The organism is Mycoplasmopsis agalactiae (assembly GCF_000089865.1).
Lineage (GTDB): Bacteria > Bacillota_I > Bacilli_A > Mycoplasmatales > Metamycoplasmataceae > Mycoplasmopsis > Mycoplasmopsis agalactiae_B.
Genome location: NC_013948.1, coordinates 540,702 through 560,589, shown reverse-complemented (window position 1 = coordinate 560,589; position 19,888 = coordinate 540,702). Strand labels below are relative to the sequence as shown.

Below are 19,888 nucleotides of genomic sequence, written 5' to 3'. Positions count from 1 at the left end.
ACTTCAAGATATATATAAATGAAGCAAGAATTAAAAAAAGTGGGGGGATACCCACTTTCTTATATCAGTTCCATAATTTTAGTTTTGAAAGAAGCAATAAAAAAATGAAATAAGACTTATTTCATTGATTTATAGCAGTTTATGAATTTTATGCAAAGGCAAATTTTGGCCTATTTTTAGTTTTCATAATCAGTTTTTTAAGCTCAAAACAGATGGTATTAACAAAAGCTAAAGGCAGTGATCAAGCTAAGAGAATACCATTATCAAAAGTTAAAAGGTGTTCATACATTCTAAATACTTTAGCTAATTCAGGAACAAAGGCTACTAAAATAACTGATAACGAGCTAAATGATATTGCTGTATAAACTTGTCAGTATTTTTTTACATTTGTTTTAAAAATGCTGTTGTCATTAATTAAATTTATAGCATTAATTGAAGTTGCAACCCCCATTGTGACAAATGCACAAGTTGAAGCAATAGTTAACAAGTTAAGACCATTATTAATGAGATTACTGTGAAAATGGATAGTGTACAAGGCGCCAGCAGTATATGATAAAAGCGACATTAAACTTATAACTAGTGACTGTCATAATAAATTAATGCCCATGCTGCGAGCAAAAATGCTTTCATTTTTACTAAATGGCGGCCTATTCATGACATCAATTTCTGAATCAATTAAACCAAGAGCAATAGCAGGAAGGCCATGAGTTAGAAGATTAATTCAAAGTAGTTGCGATGCGCTCAAAACATAGAATTCATTATCCGAAAAGTATTGTTTAAAGCCATAGTAGAATGCTATTAATCCAATAAGCATTACAATTACTTCAGTAACCGATGAAATTAATAGGTTCATAATCACGGTTTTGACTTTGTCATAAATTTGTCTACCGTTTTTAACTGATCTAACAATAGTGTTAAAGTTATCATCAGTTAGAATAAAATCAGCAGACTGTTTTGCCACATCAGTGCCAGTTATACCCATTGCGCAGCCAATATCACTAGCTTTAAGTGCTGGAGCATCATTAACTCCATCACCAGTCATAGCAACTACTTTGTCATATGATTGTCATGCTTTGACTATTCTTAGTTTATCACTAGGATTTACTCTTGAATAAACAGCAATTTTTTGCACATTATTTCTTAATTTATCATCATCTCAGTCTTTTAATTCTGAGCCATCAAGACATATATCATCACCATTAGGGTCGTATATACCTAAAGTTGCTGCGATTGACTTGGCAGTTATTAAGTTATCGCCAGTAATCATTACAACTTTTATTCCTGCATTTTGCGCTTCTAGAACGCTTTTGGCTACATTAGCACGCGGTGGGTCAATCATTGCAACTAGCCCAATAAATGTTAAGTTATCTTCATCCTCAAAGTTAATAGAATCACCACTAATATTCTTTTTAGCAAAAGCTAAAACTCTGTATGATTTAGCAGCTCAATCATTATTAATTTGCATAATTTCATCTTTGCTAATATTATTGCATTTACTAATAACAACATCTGGCGCGCCCTTAGTTATCATAATTTTATTTTTATCTTTGTCTTTGACTAAAACAGACATCATTTTTCTGTCACTATCAAATGGAAGCGTGCTAATGATATTATTATTTTTAAGCAATTCTTGTTTTGTGACACTATGTTTTAGTGCATAAAGAAGAAGACCAGTTTCAGTTGGATCGCCAATTTCTTTTATTTCTTCATTATCAATATTTAAGTATGCATCATTGCAAAAGCAAAGTGAGTTTAGCAGCTCATTAAAATCACTGCTGCTTGTTTCTATATTGTCCAAAAATCCTTTTTTATGGAGGTATAGGTCAACAACAGTCATTTTATTTTCAGTTAAAGTACCTGTTTTGTCAGTGCAAATTATGTTTGCTGAACCTAATGTTTCGACTGCTAAAAGGTTCTTAACTAACCCTTTTTCCTTGCTTATTTTTGAAACGCCAATTGATAAAATTACTGTTGTAAAGGCAATCAATCCTTCCGGTATTGCTGCAACAGCTAAAGAGATACCAGTAATTAATGAATTAGTATAAACATCAGGTTTATTTCATACTCCGCTAGAAACATTATTAAAAATTATTTGCAACAGCATACTTACAAAAAGTAAAATAATGCCTGAATAACCAAATCATTTACTTAATTTATTTAATTTTGTTTGCAAAGGTGTCAAATTTTTCTTTTGATTTTGTAAACTTGTATTTATTTGACCTATTTGTGTCTTAACTCCCACATTTTCAACAATATAAGAAGCCTTACCATTTGAAACAAATGTTCCAGAGTAAACTAAATGCTTATTTTCTGCTAAAGTTTTATCATCAGTAGCATCTCAATTTGCACATTTTAATACAGCTTCACTTTCACCTGTTAAACTACTTTCAATTGCATAAAAATTTGATGAATTAACTAACCTTCCATCAGCATTTATAGTATCACCTGCAGATAAAAGCACTAAATCCCCAACAACCAATTCATTAGCCGGAATGCTTATTACTTCATTGTTTCTTACAACAGTAGAATTAGATACAGTTTTGCTTTCTAATGCCCTCACAGCCTGGTCGCTTTTGACTTCTTGATATGCACCAATAGCACTGTTTAATAGTATTACAAGCATAATTATGGCAGGTTCAACATAGCCAATTATTATTTGTGTGTTGGTTCTACTTCCTTTTAAGTGCTCATAAATTGCTAAGCTAACGCTTATTACTGCTGCTATTATTAGTAAGATAACCATTGGGTCGATAAATTGTTTAAAATAAGCCACTATTGGGTTAATTTTCTTGCTTTTTTTCAAAACATTTTCACCATGTTTTTGTGAACTCAAGGCGACTTGTTCATCACTAAGCCCATTATATTTTTGTGCTTCTTCTCATTTCATATTGAGTACCTCTTATTTAGTATTAAAATAATACATTAAATGCAAAAAATATAACTAATATACTAGACATAACAATTGATTAATTTAAAAATAAAATAAAAAAATGGCGGGGAAGAGAGGGTTCGAACCTCCGCGGGTGTTTTATCACCCCTAACGCGTTAGCAATGCGTCCTCTTCACCAACTTGAGTACTTCCCCACACAATTGGCTTTTTTATTATAGCAAAATTATTTAATATCAAAAAATATTTATGTAGCCTTTTTATTATTATAAATTCTTAAAGTAAAAAGCGCCTTTTTTGAGTATCGGAAAAATAATACCAATTTTTGGAAGTTCTAACAAGAGAATGACTAAAAGAGTAAAAAAAAATAAAGAAAAGATACTTTTGAGTACTCAAAAGTGCGGAATTTTGTGTTGATGTTAATTTTTATTGCATTTGCTTAGCACATTTAAAGCCAGAAATTCCTTTATAAATTCTTGGGTGTGAATTTATAAAATCTGCTATTGGTTTTAGATCTTGACCAACATATCTATCTATAGATTTTCCTTTTGGAACGTATCTTCTTAATAGTCTATGAGCATTTTCGATACTACCTTTTTCTGATGATGAATAAGGGTGGCAATGAAAAATTTCTCTGATATATTCTATCTCTGGAAGTTTGTAATTTTCACTTCCGTTATCAATAGTTAATGTGTCAATAATAAGATTATTGTTCTTAATCAATTTCTCTAAATTTTCTTTTATTGCTTTTGCATTTCTTCTAGATAGAGTGCAATAAAACATTCTAGATTTTCTGTTGATTAATGTAAGAATGCAATAATTATCAGATCTTAAACCAATTACAGTGTCCATTTCATAATCGTTGTCATTTAATCTTAAATTAACTGATTCTGGACGTTCAGTAATAAGTTTGCCTATTGTCTTTTTCTTGGTTTCGTGCTTTACAGTTGTGCGGCTTCCATATTTGCCATTTGATTTATATGGAAGAATATCTAATTTTAGACCAAAAGTACTATGTTTAGCCAATATACGGTAAAAGTTTTGAACTGATGGAATATATGAATTCTGAAGTTTTCCTTGTGCTTCTAGTTTTCTTATGTATTTAAAAATAATGCTAGCAACAGACTGTTTAACGGCTTTATTTTCCAAGTTAAAACTATTTCTATTCTTTAAATAAAAGTATAGTAACTGCTCGTAAAACTTAAAAAAGTCAATGTGCTTCATCAGCAATTTAGGATTGTTTTCTAATCTTTTTGAATCGTTCCTTGTTTCAATTAAGTTTAAAAATTTGAGAGCACTAATTACATATATCGTTTTGCCTTTTAAATCCATACCACACAATTTACATTTCTTTTGGTATTTAGCATAACCACGCTTTGTCTCAATTTTAATTCTGTCAAATAAGTTATAAATTGATCTTGATTTAAACCCTACGATGTTAGAAACAGTTTTCATATCATAGCCTGCAATTAGTCTTTCAAGAATTTCTTTAAGTCTTAATGGGCTAATGTTATTTTTATTGGTTTTGAGATTTGACTTAGTTAGTATTTCATCTCAATGTGTTTCATCAATCACATAATGTACATAATTAAACTTGTACTTGCTGTGCAAATTTAGTTTTTTTTAAACAAGCATATGTCAGTTGAATAACTAGTATTTTTGTCATTGCTAATCATATATAATTTAAAAGCCTTTCTTTTTAAGTTAGTTACTCAAATTTTAACAAAAGGCAATAGAAAGCACCGCAAGTTAACTTGTGGTGCTTTTTACTTCGTTAATGAATAAGCCTTTTTATTATTTTGTTATGTGATAATAAAGACTTATAAAAATAAAAATCTGAAGCTTAAAACTTCAGCATATTGTTTGTTTTGATTAGATATTTTATTCCCTATATTACTGTTTTATAGGGTTGAAGGCTATTTTTCTGCTTTTTTAGAAATATACTCAGCAATATCTTCTTTAAGCTCAGCATTATCCAAAGCATAATCAATATTTGCTTGAACAAAGCCTTTAACTGAACCTAAATCATATCTAGTTCCCTCAAATTCAAAGGCATAAATATCTTGCTTATAATCTTTTTGTAGCTTTTCAAAAGCATCAACTACTTGTATTTCATTAATGCCATCATATTCAATTTTGCTTAATATATCTAGTATTTCTCTATTAAAAACATATCTGCCTAAAATTGCTTTATGACTCGGTGCTTCACTTAATTTTGGTTTTTCTACAGCGCCTTTAATTTTAAAAAACTTATTATCTTTTTCAGATTCATTTAACGGCGAAACAATGCCATATTTTGATACATCACTATCACATACAGACTGCACACCTAGTATGTTTGAGCCTGTTTTATAGTAAAATTCAATCAATTGCTTAATTGCAGGAGTTTTTGATTTGATTAAATCATCGCCTAATATAATTGCAAAGGGCTCATCTTTAATTTCGTCTTTAGCACACGCTAAAGCATGCCCTAGTCCATTTTGCGACTCTTGAATAACAATTTTAATTAAGCCATTTACATTAGTAGCTTGCACTTTTTTTAATAAAGATAACTTGTTTTTTGAAGCTAACTCATTTTCTAAATCACTGTTAATTTCAAAGTACTTAGCTATATCTTTTTTTCTTTCGCTGATTATCAAAATTATTTCTTCAATCCCAGATGCAAGAGCTTCATCAACAAGAAGACTAATTAATGGAGTATCTAGAATAGGCAAAAGCTCCTTATGAATAACCTTTGTTAATGGCAAAAACCTAGTGCCTCAGCCTGCTGCGGGAATAATTAGTTTTCTAACTTTTTTGTTCATTTTGCTCCTTAAAATGTATTGAAATTCAAATAGCATCACCTGAAGTCGAAAGAATTTTATGCTTGCTGTTCTTTTTAATAAAAAGACAGTCGCCAGCTTGCATATTTATTTTTTTATGACTATCATCGAGCAATGAAGCAGAACCTTGGATTAAAATTGCTAATTCGTCAGTTTGTGCATTAATTAGTCAGTCAGTTGAAGCTGAATTTGAATAAATTAGTTCAATTTTGCAGTTGCCTAACTGAGCAATATCATAAAATTTTTCACAGCCTAAAATGGGTTTAATTAAATTGTTAGAAAATATATTATTGATTAATTTTACATTAGTATCCATATTTATAAATATTATCATTTTCAAGTAAATAAATAAGCAAGCAAATAAAAAAATGGCAAAGCCATTTTGGTCACTTAAATGAAATGGTGCGAACGAATGGACTTGAACCATCGACCTCACGATTATCAGTCGTGTGCTCTAACCAGCTGAGCTACGCTCGCATAATCTCGCCATAATATTATAATGGCGAATTGAATAAAGTTAATGATATTTTTGCAAAAAGTTAACGTTTTGAGAATTGACGAGCACGACGTGCTTTGTTAAGACCAGGTTTTTTACGTTCTACACTACGTGCATCACGAGTTAGCATACCAGCTGGTTTAAGTTTTGCTCTATATGTATCGCTTGCCAATAATAAAGCTCTAGCAATACCTAATCTTATAGCTCCAGCTTGACCCTTAAGTCCACCACCACGAACATTAACTAAGATATCGAATTGACCTTTTGTTTCAGTTAATACTAAAGGTTGTTCAGCATCTTGAATGTGTAAGTCAGAAAGTAAGTAATTTTTTGCTTCACGGTTATTAATTGTGAATTTACCTGAACCAGGTCTAAGAATAACTCTAGCTGTTGATGATTTACGACGACCTAAGCCTCTATATTCAACTATTGATGATTTAGCATTTGCCATATTATCTTACCTCTAGTCTTTCTGGCTTTTGTGCAGCATATTTGTGTTCAGGGCCAGCTACAACAAAAAGATTTCTTCTTTGTTTGTTTCCTAATTTGGTGTGTGGAAGCATACCGTAGATTGCTTTTTCAACGATTGCAGTAGGTTTTTTAGCTCTTAATTTAGCAGCAGTAATGCTTTTTAGTCCACCTGGGTAACCTGAGTGGTGGTAGTAAACCTTGTCTTCTTCTTTTTTAGCTGTAAAAATAGCTTTTTCAGCATTTATTATGATTACATAATCGCCCATATCAGCATTAGGAGTGAATGTAGGTTTTGTTTTGCCTCTAAGAACAGAAGCCACAAAAGCAGCTAAACGACCAACTACTTGGTTTTCAGCATCAACAACAAATCACTTCTTATTAGCTTTTTCACGATTAACAATTGTAGTTTGTCTCATGTGCATCTCCTTTTCTGTATGTTAACTATTGCAATTAGTAAATAGCCTTTTTATTATATATGAAATTAAATATTTTAAAAGATAATTTTTATTTTTTTAAGATAAGCAAAATTAAAAATATTGGCATAAAAAATAACTCATTTTAAGAGTTAAAAAATTATACAAGAATAGCTGTAAAAGGAGTATAAAAAAACTCTTGCAAATGCAAGAATTTCTACATCTATAAGCCACGTTCTGTTCCATAAATTAATATGGCGCTAACAATTTATCTAACCAAGAAAATCTTGATTCTTTCCTAGATTCATTTATCATCAGAAAGTTCCCCTACCAGAATTTGGGTTTCTAGCTCATGGAGTTTACCCGTTTCACTATTCTCGTCTCTGTGGCACTAGTCGTCTAAGCCTGATTTTATTAGAATCAGCATGAACACTACAATCATCGCAGACTGTGCTAGCGTGGACTTTCCTCTACTAATAATTTAGCAGCTGTTAGCCGATGTTTTTTAATTATACTCTAATAGACTAATTAAAGTAAGCAATCAAAAACCTTTCGAAGCCAATTTTTTCGCTAACTAAGCCATTTTTTACATCTTTATCTAATTTAGATAGTGAAAGAATCATTTTTTTAATTTTATTTATGCCTACTTTGCTTAAAAAGTAGCTTATTTTTTTAATTCTGTAGCTATTAATTCTTAAATCTTTACTTAGTTGATCGATGCTAAGTTGACAAACTTTATATGCATATATTTGATGAGCAATTATAAATATTTGACTAATTTGCCCAATTAGCACATTTATTTCTACCCCTTCTAGCATTTTTTCTTTATATCTAGCTCAAATTATGCCTAAATCATTAGTTTCTAAAGCATTGCTAAAAGCAAAAATATCTTCACCAAGTAACGTTTCAGTGCTGCTTTCAATTATTTCAGGAGTAATAATGCTATTTAAATTTGAAAGTTTTTCTAACTCACTATTTAGCATTAATGAATCATTATTAACTTTACTTATTAATAATTTAATAGCTCCATCACTGATATGGATGTTGTATCTATTAGTTAAAGATTTAGCAAGCGAAAATAAATTAGATTCAGACATTTCTTTAGCCTCAATCATTTTTACTTTATGCTCGTTATTTTCAAAAATAAATTTAGTTCAAATATTAACTGCAATTTTATCTTTTGAGAATATATTTTGATTTATAAAAACAAACTTATCTTGCCTATTTATTTTAAGTGCATTAATTAAGTCTTTTACATTGTCTGATTCATCTTTAAATGTGGCTTTTTCAAAAAAGTCTAAGTTATAAATTAAGAATAGTTTTGCACCAGAAAATAAACTATTTGCACTAGCTGAAGAAATTAAATCGCTGACTAAAGCTTGGTCATCGAAACGAAAAATTTCAATAGTTTTATCACTATTTTCCTTTTTAATTTTCTCAACTTCTTGTTCAATTAAAAACTTTTCAGAGCCACAAATAAATATCATATTAATTATTATATTTTAAAAGGAGTTTTTAGCAATTTAAATGGTATTAATCTGCTTTAATTTGCTAGAAGTTTGATTTAAAAAAATAAAAGCAGCTCATATTTTTGGAAGCTACTTTTATAATACATTGAATTTAGCTTAATAATAATTTGAAACATAAGCCAATAAAACAGGAACAGCAGGCAATTATTTAGCCGGTGTTTTTACTGTTTTATTGTTTTCTAATGCTTTATTAAATTCTTTAAGCAAAATAATTCTGCTATCTATTTCGTTATTTTTTTGTCCTTCTTTTCAGAAGTCATACATATGAATTTTTATTAATTCATTAGTAATTGGTTCTGGATAATTATCACGCATAAAGTTTATTTTGCCATCAACACTTCTAAAACGCTTAGTCAAGTTTAAGTGTTTATTTTGACTATTTAATTTAATAGCGGTATCAACAATTATTCTGAACTCATCATTACTGTTTATGCCTGTAAAAAGTGCTTTAAAGTAATTAATCACTTCGTTGTGATATTCAAATCTATTTGTAAATTTGTTCAAAAACTCTAAAAATTCATCCTTTTGCATATCATCGCAGAAGTTGAATAATTCAGAATTACTAAAATATGAATCAAAAAACCAAAATATATAGTTTGATTTAAACACATCTAAATGATTTTTAGGTTTAAAAACTATTTTTTTATTAAAAATGTAGGTTAAATCATTAAAAAGTCTTTCAACCATATTAATTAATTCTTCAGAATGTTTATCTTTTTTAAGTCTTAAAAATGTATTCATAAGCTTAAAAGTTAAAGAGGCTAATATTCATGATGAATTTGGAACTTTAGCTACTAATTTGTTTTTAATATATTTATCGGGTATTAGTTTTACTAATGAAAAATGCATTTCTTGGTTGTTTACTTTAACTTTTAATCTAGTTGGTTCTTTAGAAAAAATAGTACCACCAGCATAAATTTCATAGTCTTTTAACATTGCTCTAGAGCTATTAGCCACAAAAGTTCATACTTTTGGTCTTCTTCAATAATTTCCATATAAATAGGAAATTGCTTTTGAATCGCTTAAAACAAATCCTTTGTTTTTAACTCAAGCCAAAAAGTCTAATTCATATGGCTTTAGGTCATCTTCACCCTTATTTAGTTTTATTAAAATTTGAAATTTTGCACTAAAAAATAATTTGATTTTTAAGCATCTAAGTGCTCTGAACATATTGTAATTAATCACTTTATTAACTAAGATAAGCATTAAGCAGTTTATAAACAAAATTCCAAAAGCTACTAGTCCAATAACAAAAAACACTAAAAAAGAGATTAAATAACCTAAAGGATTTTTCTCACTAATTCTTGCCATAAGACCTAATGAATAATCTCACTTGCTAGAGAAGAAAATTATTAAGACTAAAAAGGCAGTAAAAAATAATGAATAAAGAGAAAGCAAAAAGTAGTGTAAATTCAGCTTTTCCTTTATAAAATTATTGTCATTAATGTATTTAATTTTTTCATTTAGTGTCATAATAAACCTCTAGCCTTCTATATTAAAAGTATATATTTTAATGTTTTTAACTGCGCATATTTATTTGAATTTATGATTATCTTATTCATTTTTTTTCATCAAGATTATAAATTTGGCTAGCTTTATTATTTCCTTTGCCAAAGTCATAAACATTTTTAACTAATGGAAAGTATTTTGAGGCTTCTGATATATCAATTGGCTCTTGGCCTGAAATATTAGCACTAGTAACATACATCGGGCCGTTTTTTATTAAAAATTGGCACAATTTTAAGTTATTAGGCATTCTAAAACCTTGATTATTTACAATAACTGAGTATGCACCAGGTCAATATTTAGCTGCAAATTCATCAGCTTCATGATTTCATTCTTTAAATTCTCTAGCTTGCCCAACTGAGCCAACTAAAATAATGATTTTTTTACTAATAGGCCTGTTTTTAAGGTAATAAATGCTCTTTAACGTATTATCATTAACTGGTCCACCTATGCCTGTGACTGTGTCAGTTGTACAAATAAAAATATCATTGAAGTCCATATAATTAACTCCCGTAAAACCTTATGTGTAAGTATGAGTTTGTGCCTATTTTATAGTATTAGAGTTCAATTCTAATAGTTTAAGTTTGCTTTCAGTATATTCGTAATATTTTGCTAAAGAGCCAAATTTTTTAGCTCGTATTTTGTTAAAGATAAGCGTTGGAATAACAGTAAGACTTACAAAAAGTATTAAAACAATAATTAACATCAATCTGCCGACTAATAGTTGTGTGAATTCAGTGTCTTGAATTAATGATCTATCAACTCCAATTAATAAAAATAGATTTATTATTGGCACAAGCACACTGACAAATATAGCCAATGCAACAAAGGTGATTGAAATTCATGCAGTAGGCAAGAAATATTTTTTCTTATTTATTATTTCCACTTTATTACTTTTGCGGTTTTTTATTCCGCCAAAAATAGCTAAAGCAACTAAAGAAAAACATCCTAAAGCATTTCAATTAGCCATTAGATCAGCAAATGAATATAACTTAGCCATTGCCATTGTATTATCATAAACTGGCCCATAATTTGAAGTGTCAATATATCCTAGTGCACCAATTAGAGTAAAAATAACTATAAAAGGAACTGAAATAATAACTGAATAAATTATTCCAACTACTGGTTTTTGCGGATTAACTTTTGGTGCAAGTTTTTCTCAAAACGGTAAGTCGCCTTTAACTATGAGATCTTCAATATATCTAGGCATTCACATTGCAAAGCCATTTGCTATTCCTAAAACACCGATTGCGATAAAAATATTCATTATGCCAAAGATAATATTTGTGGCTTTTAGACCTATTAAGTTGACTGAATAAGCATGCATTTTGGTAAATGAGCCACCATTAATAGACATTGAAATTGCAATTATTAAATAAATTAATGTTGTTAGTGAAAGGCCAAAAAACAGCGCCATTGGTGTTTTGCTTGGCTCTTTCATTTCAGATTGAATACCTGCTGAAACATAAAAACCATCATAAGCATAAAAAATTGAAGAAATAGCTAAAAACATTCCTAAACCAGCACCAATGTGGTTAAATTCTTGAATGCCCTTGCCTTGCTTAATTAACTCAGCATAGTTTTGATGCTTTTGAACTAATCAAGAAACTTCTGATGCCCCACCTTTATTTGTGCCAACTAAAATAAAACCTAAAAATGTAATAAAAATAAGTGGCGCTAACTTGATTGCTAAACTTATAATATTTTGAATATCCCCAACTTTAGAATAAAGTGCAGGAACAGTTAATAAATAAACTGTAAGAGCTAGTGAAATAAACATTCAGATAACTCAATCATGATTAGTTCCAAAGCCAGTTTTATTTGTTAAAAATTTAAGGCCATCTTGCAAGGAAATGAAGCTATAAAGCGGAATAAAGAAAAAAACAAGCGGCAAGCACACATAAGTGTTAAAGTCCTTGGAAACATTGTAAACAAACCTGCTATTAAATGTTTTGTTTCAGCTTGTTAAAGACAAATTATCACTTTTAGTTGATGAAATTTCAACTAGCGCTAGAGCAATACAAATAACAGCGACTGATGCTATAATTCAGGCAAAAATGGCCAAAATTAAGCTACCATGCGAGCTATCTAAAACACTTTTTGACTTAAAAAAAATACCTGCTCCAAAAGAGCTTCCAACTGTTATAAGCATTGCAGAAATAAAAGAAATTTTTTTTCTATTATTTCCAATGTTTTCTTCTGATTTTTTGCTCATTTCACTCCTTTATGATTAAAAAAGGACATAATTTATGTATATGCCTATAAAACAGCCATAAAAGTCAAATTATGTATTTAATAGAATAAAAATATTGAATTTTTATGCCTAGTAGTCAATAATATTTAATATTATAAATGTATAATTAAAAATTATTATTACATTTAGCTATATATTTTAGTAAAAAAATTTCATATTTTTTAAGACACTCTAGCACCAGAATAGGATTTATTAATTTACTAAGGAGAATTATGTTTAACAAGGTAAAAGGCACTAAAGATTATGAATCAAATGACATTGAAATACGTAATGAAATTTTAGATGCATTTTTGCATCTTGCTGAAGTAAATTGCTTTAATTTAATCGAAACTCCAATTTTAGAATCGGCTGATTTATATAAAAGAAGTGTGGCAGGAAGTGATATTGTTAATAAAGAAATGTATGAATTTACTGACAAAGGAGATCGTAAACTTAGCTTAAGACCTGAAGGTACAGCGGGATTTATTAGAGCATTAATTGAAAACAAATGATATGTTACTAATGAAGAGTTTTGACCAACAACTACTAAATTTGTTTATTACGGGCCAATGTTTAGATATGAGCAGCCACAAAAAGGTAGAATGAGACAGTTTTATCAAGCTGGAGCTGAAATAATTGATAGCAAAAGTAGTAAATTAAATGCCTTTCAAGATGCTGAACTTATTCAAATGGCAAGCAATTTGCTTTCTGAATTAAATGTTAATTTTGTTCTAAAAATTAATTCAATTGGTGATAATAAGTCAAGAGAAAAATACCAAGAAGATCTTAGAAAATACTTAGAAAATTATAAAGATGAGCTAACCGAAATAAGTCAAGAACGCCTTAAAAACAATGTTTTTCGTATTTTAGATGACAAAGTTGATTCGCAAAAGCCTTTTATGAAAAATGCTCCAGTGCTTAGAGATTATTTATCTTCTGAAAGTGAAGAACACTTTAAAAAGACATTGCATCTTTTAGATATTTTGGGTATTAAATATGAGGTTGATCATTCACTAGTTAGAGGACTAGACTACTATGATGAAGTAGTGTATGAATTTATGTCTTTAGATAAAAATGCTGGTTCACAAGCTACGATAATAGGTGGTGGAAGATATTCAAATTTAGTTAAAGATCTTGGCGGCCCTGATTTACGTGCTGCTGGCTGAGGACTAGGAATTGATAGGTTGATAGATTTACTAAAATTACAAAAAGGCGAAGAATATAGTGAGCTAGTTGAACAAAATATTGATGTTTTAATTGGCACAAGCTCTAATGAATGCAAAGAAGAATTATTTGCAATTGCTTCTTATTTAAGAGGATTAGATCTAAATACTCATTTTGTTTATGAGCTTGCAAAAAATAAAAAAATATATGAAAAAGCACAAAAAATTAAAGCAAGATTTTTAATACTAAATGATGAAAAAGATCCTAATAATCACTGCTTTATAAAAGATTTTGAAACTAATAAAAAAATTAAGTTTAATCCAAAATCTTTAGATAATTTTGAAAAAATACTGGACTTTATTGAACAATTAGATGATTCATCAGAAATTGATAATGATTAATTAAAAAATTAAACTAAAACTATTCTAACTTTAGTAAAAAAATAAGAAAACTTTTAGAAATTATTCAAAGGAACTTATGAAAAGTAAATATATTAAGAATGGACTTTTGACTAAGAAAAATGTAGGTGAAAAAGTTTATTTATATGGCTGAGTTTCAAATAAAAGAAGATTTGGCCCACTGACTTTTATTGACTTACGTGACAGATACGGAATTGTCCAATGTGTCTTTGAAAAAGACGTTAACGTCACAAAAGAAAGCGTCATGTATGTTGAAGGGCTAGTCATTAAAAGGCTTAATCCTAACAGAGAAATTCCTACTGGAGATATTGAAATAAAGGTTTCAAAATACAATATTTTATCTCAGTCTGTTAATGAATTACCCTTTGCAATAAGAGATGATATTGAAGTAAGAGAAGAGATAAAATTGAAATATCGTTACTTGGACTTACGCCGTCCAGAGATGCAAAAAACAATTTTGTTTAGAGCAAAAGTAATGCATGAAATTCGCAATTTTCTTTACGAAAATGATTTTGTTGAAATCGAAACTCCTACTTTAGCAAAAAGCACCCCTGAAGGAGCACGTGATTTTTTAGTTGGCACAAGAAACAAAGGACAATTTTGGGCTCTACCTCAAAGTCCGCAATTATTCAAGCAATTGTTAATGATTTCAGGATTTGAAAAATATTATCAAATTGCTAGATGCTACCGTGATGAAGATAGCCGTAAGGATCGTCAACCTGAATTTGTGCAACTTGATATTGAAACTTCATTTTTAAAGGTTGAGGATTTTCATAAAACTATTGAAAAATTAGTTAAAAGAATAATGCTTTCAGCAGGAGTTAATGTAAAAATTCCTTTTCAAAAAATAAAGTATGCTGATGCAATTAAAGACTATGGCAGCGATAAACCTGATTTAAGATATGAATATAAAATTACTGACATAGATAACTTTTGTGCCGACACTGATTTTGTCATTATAAAAGATGCTAAAAGTAAAAGAATGCTTTTTGTTGATTCAGTTATTAGTAAAAAGGAATTTAGTATTCTTGAAGAGATTGCTAAGAAAAACAAAGCAAACATATTGTTCTATTTTACAGTAGTAAATGGCGAAATTTCACAAACAAACTTTGCTAAAAAAGTTCCTTTGGAAGCTAAGAAACTCATTAATGAAAATGACAATAAAGACGGTACATATTTTATTGTTGCTAATAGCTATGAAAATGCTTCACAAGCATTAGGTGCTGTTAGAGTTGAGTTAAATAATATGTTTAATTATGCAAAAGATGAATATCGTTTTGCATGAATAGTGGACTGGCCAATGTTTGAATTTAATGAAGATGAAAACAAATGAGATGCAGCTCATCATCCTTTTACCAGATTCGCCCATAATTTAGACGAATTGGACAAATTACCTATTGATAAAATTAATGCTGTAGCATATGACTTAGTGCTTAATGGTTTTGAAATTGCTGGTGGAAGTGCCAGAATTTATGACAAAGAAATGCAAGAGAAAATGTTTAATTTAATAGGTTTAACAAAAACACAGCAAGAGTCAAAATTTGGATGATTTCTAAAGGCTTTTGATTATGGCGTTCCTCCACACTGCGGAATTGCTTTTGGTCTAGATAGATTAATAATGCTTTTAACTAAACAAAAATCAATTAGAGATGTTATTCCTTTCCCTAAAAATTCAAAAAATCAAGATCTTTTAATGGATGCCCCTAGTGATGTAACAAATGATCAGTTAGCTGAATTAGGGCTAGAATTAATAAAAGAATAAGCGGACCTAGCACACATAAAAAATACAAAAAGTGACTTATGAATCGAAAGTCACTTTTTGTTTATGAATTTAAGCTTTTTGCCCAAGAGTACTAGAAAGCAGCCGTTTGCAGTGCAAATCTAGCGATTAGACCAACAACTACAGATGCCAATAATGGACCAACAATTGGAATTCAAGAATATTGTCAGTCTGAGCTCCCCTTATTAGATACTCTTATAATTTGGTGAACAATTCTAGGAGATAAGTCTCTAGCTGGGTTAATAGCATATCCTGTTGTACCACCTAGTGATATACCAATCACTGCAACAGTTAAACCTACCACTATAGGTTGCACAAATGGAATAGTTACAAAATGTCCTACTGCAACAATAGCAAATAATAATACTAATGTGCCGACAACTTCCATGCTGAAGTTAAAGATAACATTTCTATTTGATGGACCAGTAGAGTGCATAGCTAAAAATTTATTTTTAAACTCTTCAGGTTCATTTTTACTTGTTTCCTTAACATGCTTTCAGTATAAAAAGTCTACTAAAAATGAACCAAGTGCAGCACCAATAAATTGCATTATTAATACAATAATAAATAGACCATATGTAGGTAAAAATGTGTGACTAATTCCTTCAAATCCTCAGTCACGCTTAGCAATAGCTGACATGATTGTAACTGCTGGATTAAGGTGTGCTACACCGCCAAGGCCTGCTGATATTAAGGCAGCAACTAATACTGCAAAACCTCAACCAAAAGTTATAGTAATTCAGCCAGCATTTTGGCCTTTTGTGCCTTTTAATAAGACATTGGCGACAACTCCATTACCTAAAAGGATTAATAAAGCTGTGCCAAATAATTCAGTTAAAATAATTGGTAAAACTTGCATAAATTTCCTATTCTATATCCTTAGTTCAGTTAAATGTTCTTTTTACAGCAACATCTCAACCCTTAATTAATTTATTAGCTTCATTAGTAGAAATTTCAGGAGTAATTTCGAAATGTACTTTATATGTTTGTTTGATTTCATCAATGCTGTTTCAGTAACCAGTAGCTAAACCAGCCATAAAAGCAGCTCCCATAGCAGTAGTTTCAATGTTTACTGGCTTAATTACTTTTGATTGTGAAATATTAGATTGAAATTGCATCATAAATTTATTATTTGAAGCACCACCGTCAACTTTAAATAACTTAACAGGATCATTCATATCCTTGCCCATAGCGCTAACAACATCATTAGCTTGGTAGGCAATGGCTTCTAGTGTTGCTCTAACAATATGCTCTCTTTTAGTTCCTCTATCAAGGCCAAAAATTGCACCACGTGAATATGAATCTCAGTATGGAGAACCTAAACCTGTAAATGAAGGCACCACATAAACTCTTCTATCATCATTAACTTGCCCTGCATATCATTCAGTTTCTAAGGCACTATAAACAATTTTTAAATTGTCTCTAAGCCATTGTACTGCTGCACCAGCTATCATGACTGAGCCTTCTAGTGCATAATGGATTTTGTCTTTGAATGAATAAGCAATTGTTGTTAGTAATCCATGTGTAGATTTTACAATTGATTCTCCTGTATTAGTAAGTATGAAGCAACCTGTACCGTATGTAATTTTTGATTGGCCTTTTTCTAAGCATAACTGGCCAAATAGTGCACTTTGTTGATCGCCTATTGATGAAGTAATTCTAATTTGACTTTCATTATCTCTTGAAAATAAGTGTGGGAAAGTTAGACCATATTCCTCACTACAAGACTTAATTTCTGGAAGTATGTTTTTAGGAATGTCGAATAATTTTAATAATTCATCATCTCAATCATTAGTGTAAATGTTATATAAAAGAGTTCTTTGTGCATTAGTGTGGTCTGTCGCAAAGACTTTTCCACCAGTAAGTCTATAAATTAGCCATGTATTAATAGTTCCAAACATTAATTTGCCTTCAGCTGCTAATTCTCTTGCATTAGGAACATTATCTAATATTCATTTTACTTTTGTCCCTGAAAAATAAGGGTTAATGATTAATCCAGTCTTTTCTTTTACTAATTCAACTTGCTCTTTTGTAAATGACTGACAATATTCAGCTGTTCTTTGATCTTGTCAAACAATAGCATTATAAATAGGTAATCCAGTTTCTTTATTTCAGATAACTACTGTCTCTCTTTGGTTAGTTATGCCAATAGAATCAATTTGTTCAGGACTAATTTTTGATTTATTAAGCACCTGAACTAATGTTGAACGCTGAGTATTTCATATTTCAATTGCATCATGTTCAACTCATCCTTCTTTTGGAAAGTGTTGTGTGAATTCAGCTTGCTCAACAGCAATAATTTCACCTTTTTTATTAACTATTAATGCTCTAGCACTGGTTGTGCCTTCATCTAAAGTTAATATGTATTTTTCCATATAGTTAATTCTCCTAGAGTTTTATGTGTATGAATATAAACTTTTTGCTTAAAGCATCACATTAATATTTTCTACTATCTTGGTTTGAATTATCCTTTCAAATTTAATGCTTAAAATAAATTAAATAAGCACAACTAAATTATATAGATTGCCATTTTTATGTAATTTTATGAAAAAGTTTTACATAAAACATTTTGTAACATTTAAATATGCCAATTTACCAAAAGGTCTGTTTTATAGTAACAAAAATAGAGCAAGTGCTCTATTTAGTCTTTAAATAACATTATTTTCTGGCTTTGGGCCTTCTTGGTATTTACTGTTTTTAACAATTTTTAAAATTTCTTCATATAGGTTATAAACATTGCCATAACCAAGTTTATCCAATCAGCCACCATATTCAGCATTACCAGGGATAAGAACATAAACTTGTTTTCAAGGATTATCTACTTTTTCCAAAGTATATTTATTATCTTTTTTGACAGTATGTTTAACATCAGCGCCTTCAATATTGAAGTATTTATTAATTTCTAGGTTTTTATCTCTGAATGAATTAACTCTTTCACTATTAGTTTTACCCTTGGAAATTCTGTCAAAAAAGTCGTTATAGTTATCGCCGATTTTCATTATGGTTTTCAATGGAACTTTTTTATCACCCATTAATTTGAAGCCATCTTTATTTTTGTCCATTGCTTCCATTCTGTCTGTTTTATAGACCTTTTTGCCAAGTCTGTAAGCTGCAGATGAATTAGTTCATGTAATTCAAGGTTGCTCTCTATAATTAGTTGTAAATTTTAATCTATCAGCTATTTTTTTAAGTTCATCATCTGACATTCCCTTTGTGTTTTCATCGCTAATTTCACTTTCATTTTCGGCTTTATAAGGCATTGAGCCACGCATTCAGAATTGGAAATCTTGAACAAATTTAACACCAACTTTTTTAAGATTTTCTTTTACAGCATCTCTAACTGCTGTTGATTGGTTCATATCTGAGTTATAAAATACTAAACCACCATTTTCATGTACATAGTTTATAAATTCAACTGCACCTGGAATTGCAAATCTGTTATCTTTAAGATCATTTTTCTCTTTTTCAGTTCCGCTGTAGCCACCATTAATCATTGCAGACGCTTCAGTTAGGTCATTTTGAAGCACGGTTTCATCTATGTCCATAAATACTACTGGTAGGCTTTTGTTGTTTTCTACATCAATTTTGCTTGTTGATGCTTCAAATTTCTTACCAAAATCAAACTTATCTTTATTAGATTCTTTCAATTTATTAAATGCTAATTTAGCAAATTCATATGATTGTACTTTACCAATAAGCGATTCAACTGAAGTAATGTATCAAACAACTGCACCAAAGGTTCCAACATCTTTATTTAATTGGCTAATTAAGAAGTGTATTTGGTCTTCAGTCAATTTAACATCGCTTTTCATAGCCTTTGCAAGTGATTTAATTGCATTTTCTTTTTCATTATCTTTTAGTGTGTTTCAAGTTGTTTTTAGTGAAGCAATCACGCCATCAATTTTGCCATTTTGGCTGCTATTTGAATTGTCATTTTTTGTAGCTGGATCTTGACATGTAGCAGCTATTGTTGGTAATAAAATAACAGGTGCTGAGCCAATTAAAATACCTTTTAAAAATCTTTTATTAATCATAGTTAATAACTCCTTATAGGATCTGTTTTTCTATTTTTTTAAAAACATTTTTGTGTGTAATAAAATTATACAAAATAACAATTTGGCCTTTTAATAGTGGAATTTTTAGCTAAAAAAAGTGGAACAGTCCACTT

15 protein-coding genes, 2 tRNA genes and 1 other RNA gene are annotated in these 19,888 nt (G+C 29.8%); 2 read left to right on the top strand and 16 right to left on the bottom strand.

The genetic code is table 4. From position 1 onward, the window contains the following. Positions 1 to 148: 148 nt before the first annotated feature. The 13 genes from MAGA_RS02405 to MAGA_RS02350 all read right to left on the bottom strand — a co-directional run bounded on the left by MAGA_RS02405 (position 149) and on the right by MAGA_RS02350 (position 12,339). A complete protein-coding gene (locus tag MAGA_RS02405; RefSeq protein WP_013022093.1) occupies positions 149 to 2,887 on the bottom strand; it encodes a cation-translocating P-type ATPase in 2,739 nt (912 codons plus the stop codon). A gap of 104 nt (positions 2,888 to 2,991) precedes the next feature. Beyond that, positions 2,992 to 3,084 (bottom strand) — tRNA-Ser (locus MAGA_RS02400). Between the two features lie 229 nt (positions 3,085 to 3,313). Further along, positions 3,314 to 4,342, bottom strand: coding sequence for an IS30 family transposase (locus MAGA_RS02395; protein WP_013021693.1), 1,029 nt, complete (start codon positions 4,340 to 4,342; stop codon positions 3,314 to 3,316). 461 nt (positions 4,343 to 4,803) lie between these two features. Continuing rightward, entirely contained in the window at positions 4,804 to 5,691 is an 888-nt protein-coding gene (locus MAGA_RS02390; protein ID WP_013022092.1) for a UTP--glucose-1-phosphate uridylyltransferase, read from the bottom strand. Then, entirely contained in the window at positions 5,675 to 6,025 is a 351-nt protein-coding gene (locus MAGA_RS04435; protein WP_226876346.1) for a hypothetical protein, read from the bottom strand. Before MAGA_RS04435 ends, MAGA_RS02390 begins: the two co-directional genes overlap by 17 nt. 84 nt (positions 6,026 to 6,109) lie before the next feature. Next, positions 6,110 to 6,186: transfer RNA gene (locus MAGA_RS02380), tRNA-Ile, on the bottom strand. 62 nt (positions 6,187 to 6,248) lie between these two features. Further along, entirely contained in the window at positions 6,249 to 6,656 is a 408-nt protein-coding gene (rpsI, locus tag MAGA_RS02375) for a 30S ribosomal protein S9 (RefSeq protein ID WP_011949625.1), read from the bottom strand. Position 6,657: 1 nt separating this feature from the next. Beyond that, on the bottom strand, positions 6,658 to 7,092 hold the full coding sequence (rplM, locus tag MAGA_RS02370; protein ID WP_004023868.1) for a 50S ribosomal protein L13: 435 nt from the start codon (positions 7,090 to 7,092) through the stop codon (positions 6,658 to 6,660). 218 nt (positions 7,093 to 7,310) lie between these two features. Then, an RNA gene (rnpB, locus tag MAGA_RS04430) (RNase P RNA component class B) lies at positions 7,311 to 7,592 on the bottom strand. A gap of 21 nt (positions 7,593 to 7,613) precedes the next feature. Next, positions 7,614 to 8,576, bottom strand: a complete 963-nt coding sequence (holA, locus tag MAGA_RS02365; RefSeq protein ID WP_013022090.1) for a DNA polymerase III subunit delta — start codon at positions 8,574 to 8,576, stop codon at positions 7,614 to 7,616. Between the two features lie 186 nt (positions 8,577 to 8,762). Continuing rightward, positions 8,763 to 10,091, bottom strand: a complete 1,329-nt coding sequence (locus tag MAGA_RS02360) for an MAG4530 family protein (protein ID WP_013022089.1) — start codon at positions 10,089 to 10,091, stop codon at positions 8,763 to 8,765. Positions 10,092 to 10,167: 76 nt separating this feature from the next. Continuing rightward, positions 10,168 to 10,623, bottom strand: coding sequence for a Sua5/YciO/YrdC/YwlC family protein (locus MAGA_RS02355; protein ID WP_013022088.1), 456 nt, complete (start codon positions 10,621 to 10,623; stop codon positions 10,168 to 10,170). 45 nt (positions 10,624 to 10,668) lie between these two features. Continuing rightward, positions 10,669 to 12,339, bottom strand: coding sequence for an APC family permease (locus tag MAGA_RS02350; RefSeq protein WP_013022087.1), 1,671 nt, complete (start codon positions 12,337 to 12,339; stop codon positions 10,669 to 10,671). Positions 12,340 to 12,590: 251 nt separating this feature from the next. On the opposite strand from MAGA_RS02350, the gene hisS reads away from it, so the two are divergent. Beyond that, the gene (gene hisS / locus MAGA_RS02345) at positions 12,591 to 13,922 is read left to right on the top strand and encodes a histidine--tRNA ligase (protein ID WP_013022086.1); all 1,332 of its coding nucleotides are present in this window, start codon (positions 12,591 to 12,593) and stop codon (positions 13,920 to 13,922) included. Positions 13,923 to 13,998: 76 nt separating this feature from the next. After that, complete coding sequence (gene aspS, locus MAGA_RS02340) at positions 13,999 to 15,702, top strand: aspartate--tRNA ligase (RefSeq protein ID WP_013022085.1); 1,704 nt, start codon at positions 13,999 to 14,001, stop codon at positions 15,700 to 15,702. 91 nt (positions 15,703 to 15,793) lie between these two features. Here the strand turns inward: aspS and MAGA_RS02335 are convergent, their stop codons facing one another. The 3 genes from MAGA_RS02335 to MAGA_RS02325 all read right to left on the bottom strand — a co-directional run bounded on the left by MAGA_RS02335 (position 15,794) and on the right by MAGA_RS02325 (position 19,754). After that, positions 15,794 to 16,579, bottom strand: a complete 786-nt coding sequence (locus MAGA_RS02335) for an MIP/aquaporin family protein (RefSeq protein WP_013022084.1) — start codon at positions 16,577 to 16,579, stop codon at positions 15,794 to 15,796. 7 nt (positions 16,580 to 16,586) lie between these two features. Then, positions 16,587 to 18,095: a glycerol kinase GlpK gene (gene glpK / locus MAGA_RS02330; RefSeq protein ID WP_013022083.1), complete on the bottom strand. Its 1,509-nt coding sequence runs from the start codon at positions 18,093 to 18,095 to the stop codon at positions 16,587 to 16,589. A gap of 273 nt (positions 18,096 to 18,368) precedes the next feature. Next, on the bottom strand, positions 18,369 to 19,754 hold the full coding sequence (locus MAGA_RS02325) for an HAD family acid phosphatase (RefSeq protein WP_013022082.1): 1,386 nt from the start codon (positions 19,752 to 19,754) through the stop codon (positions 18,369 to 18,371). Positions 19,755 to 19,888: the final 134 nt, after the last annotated feature.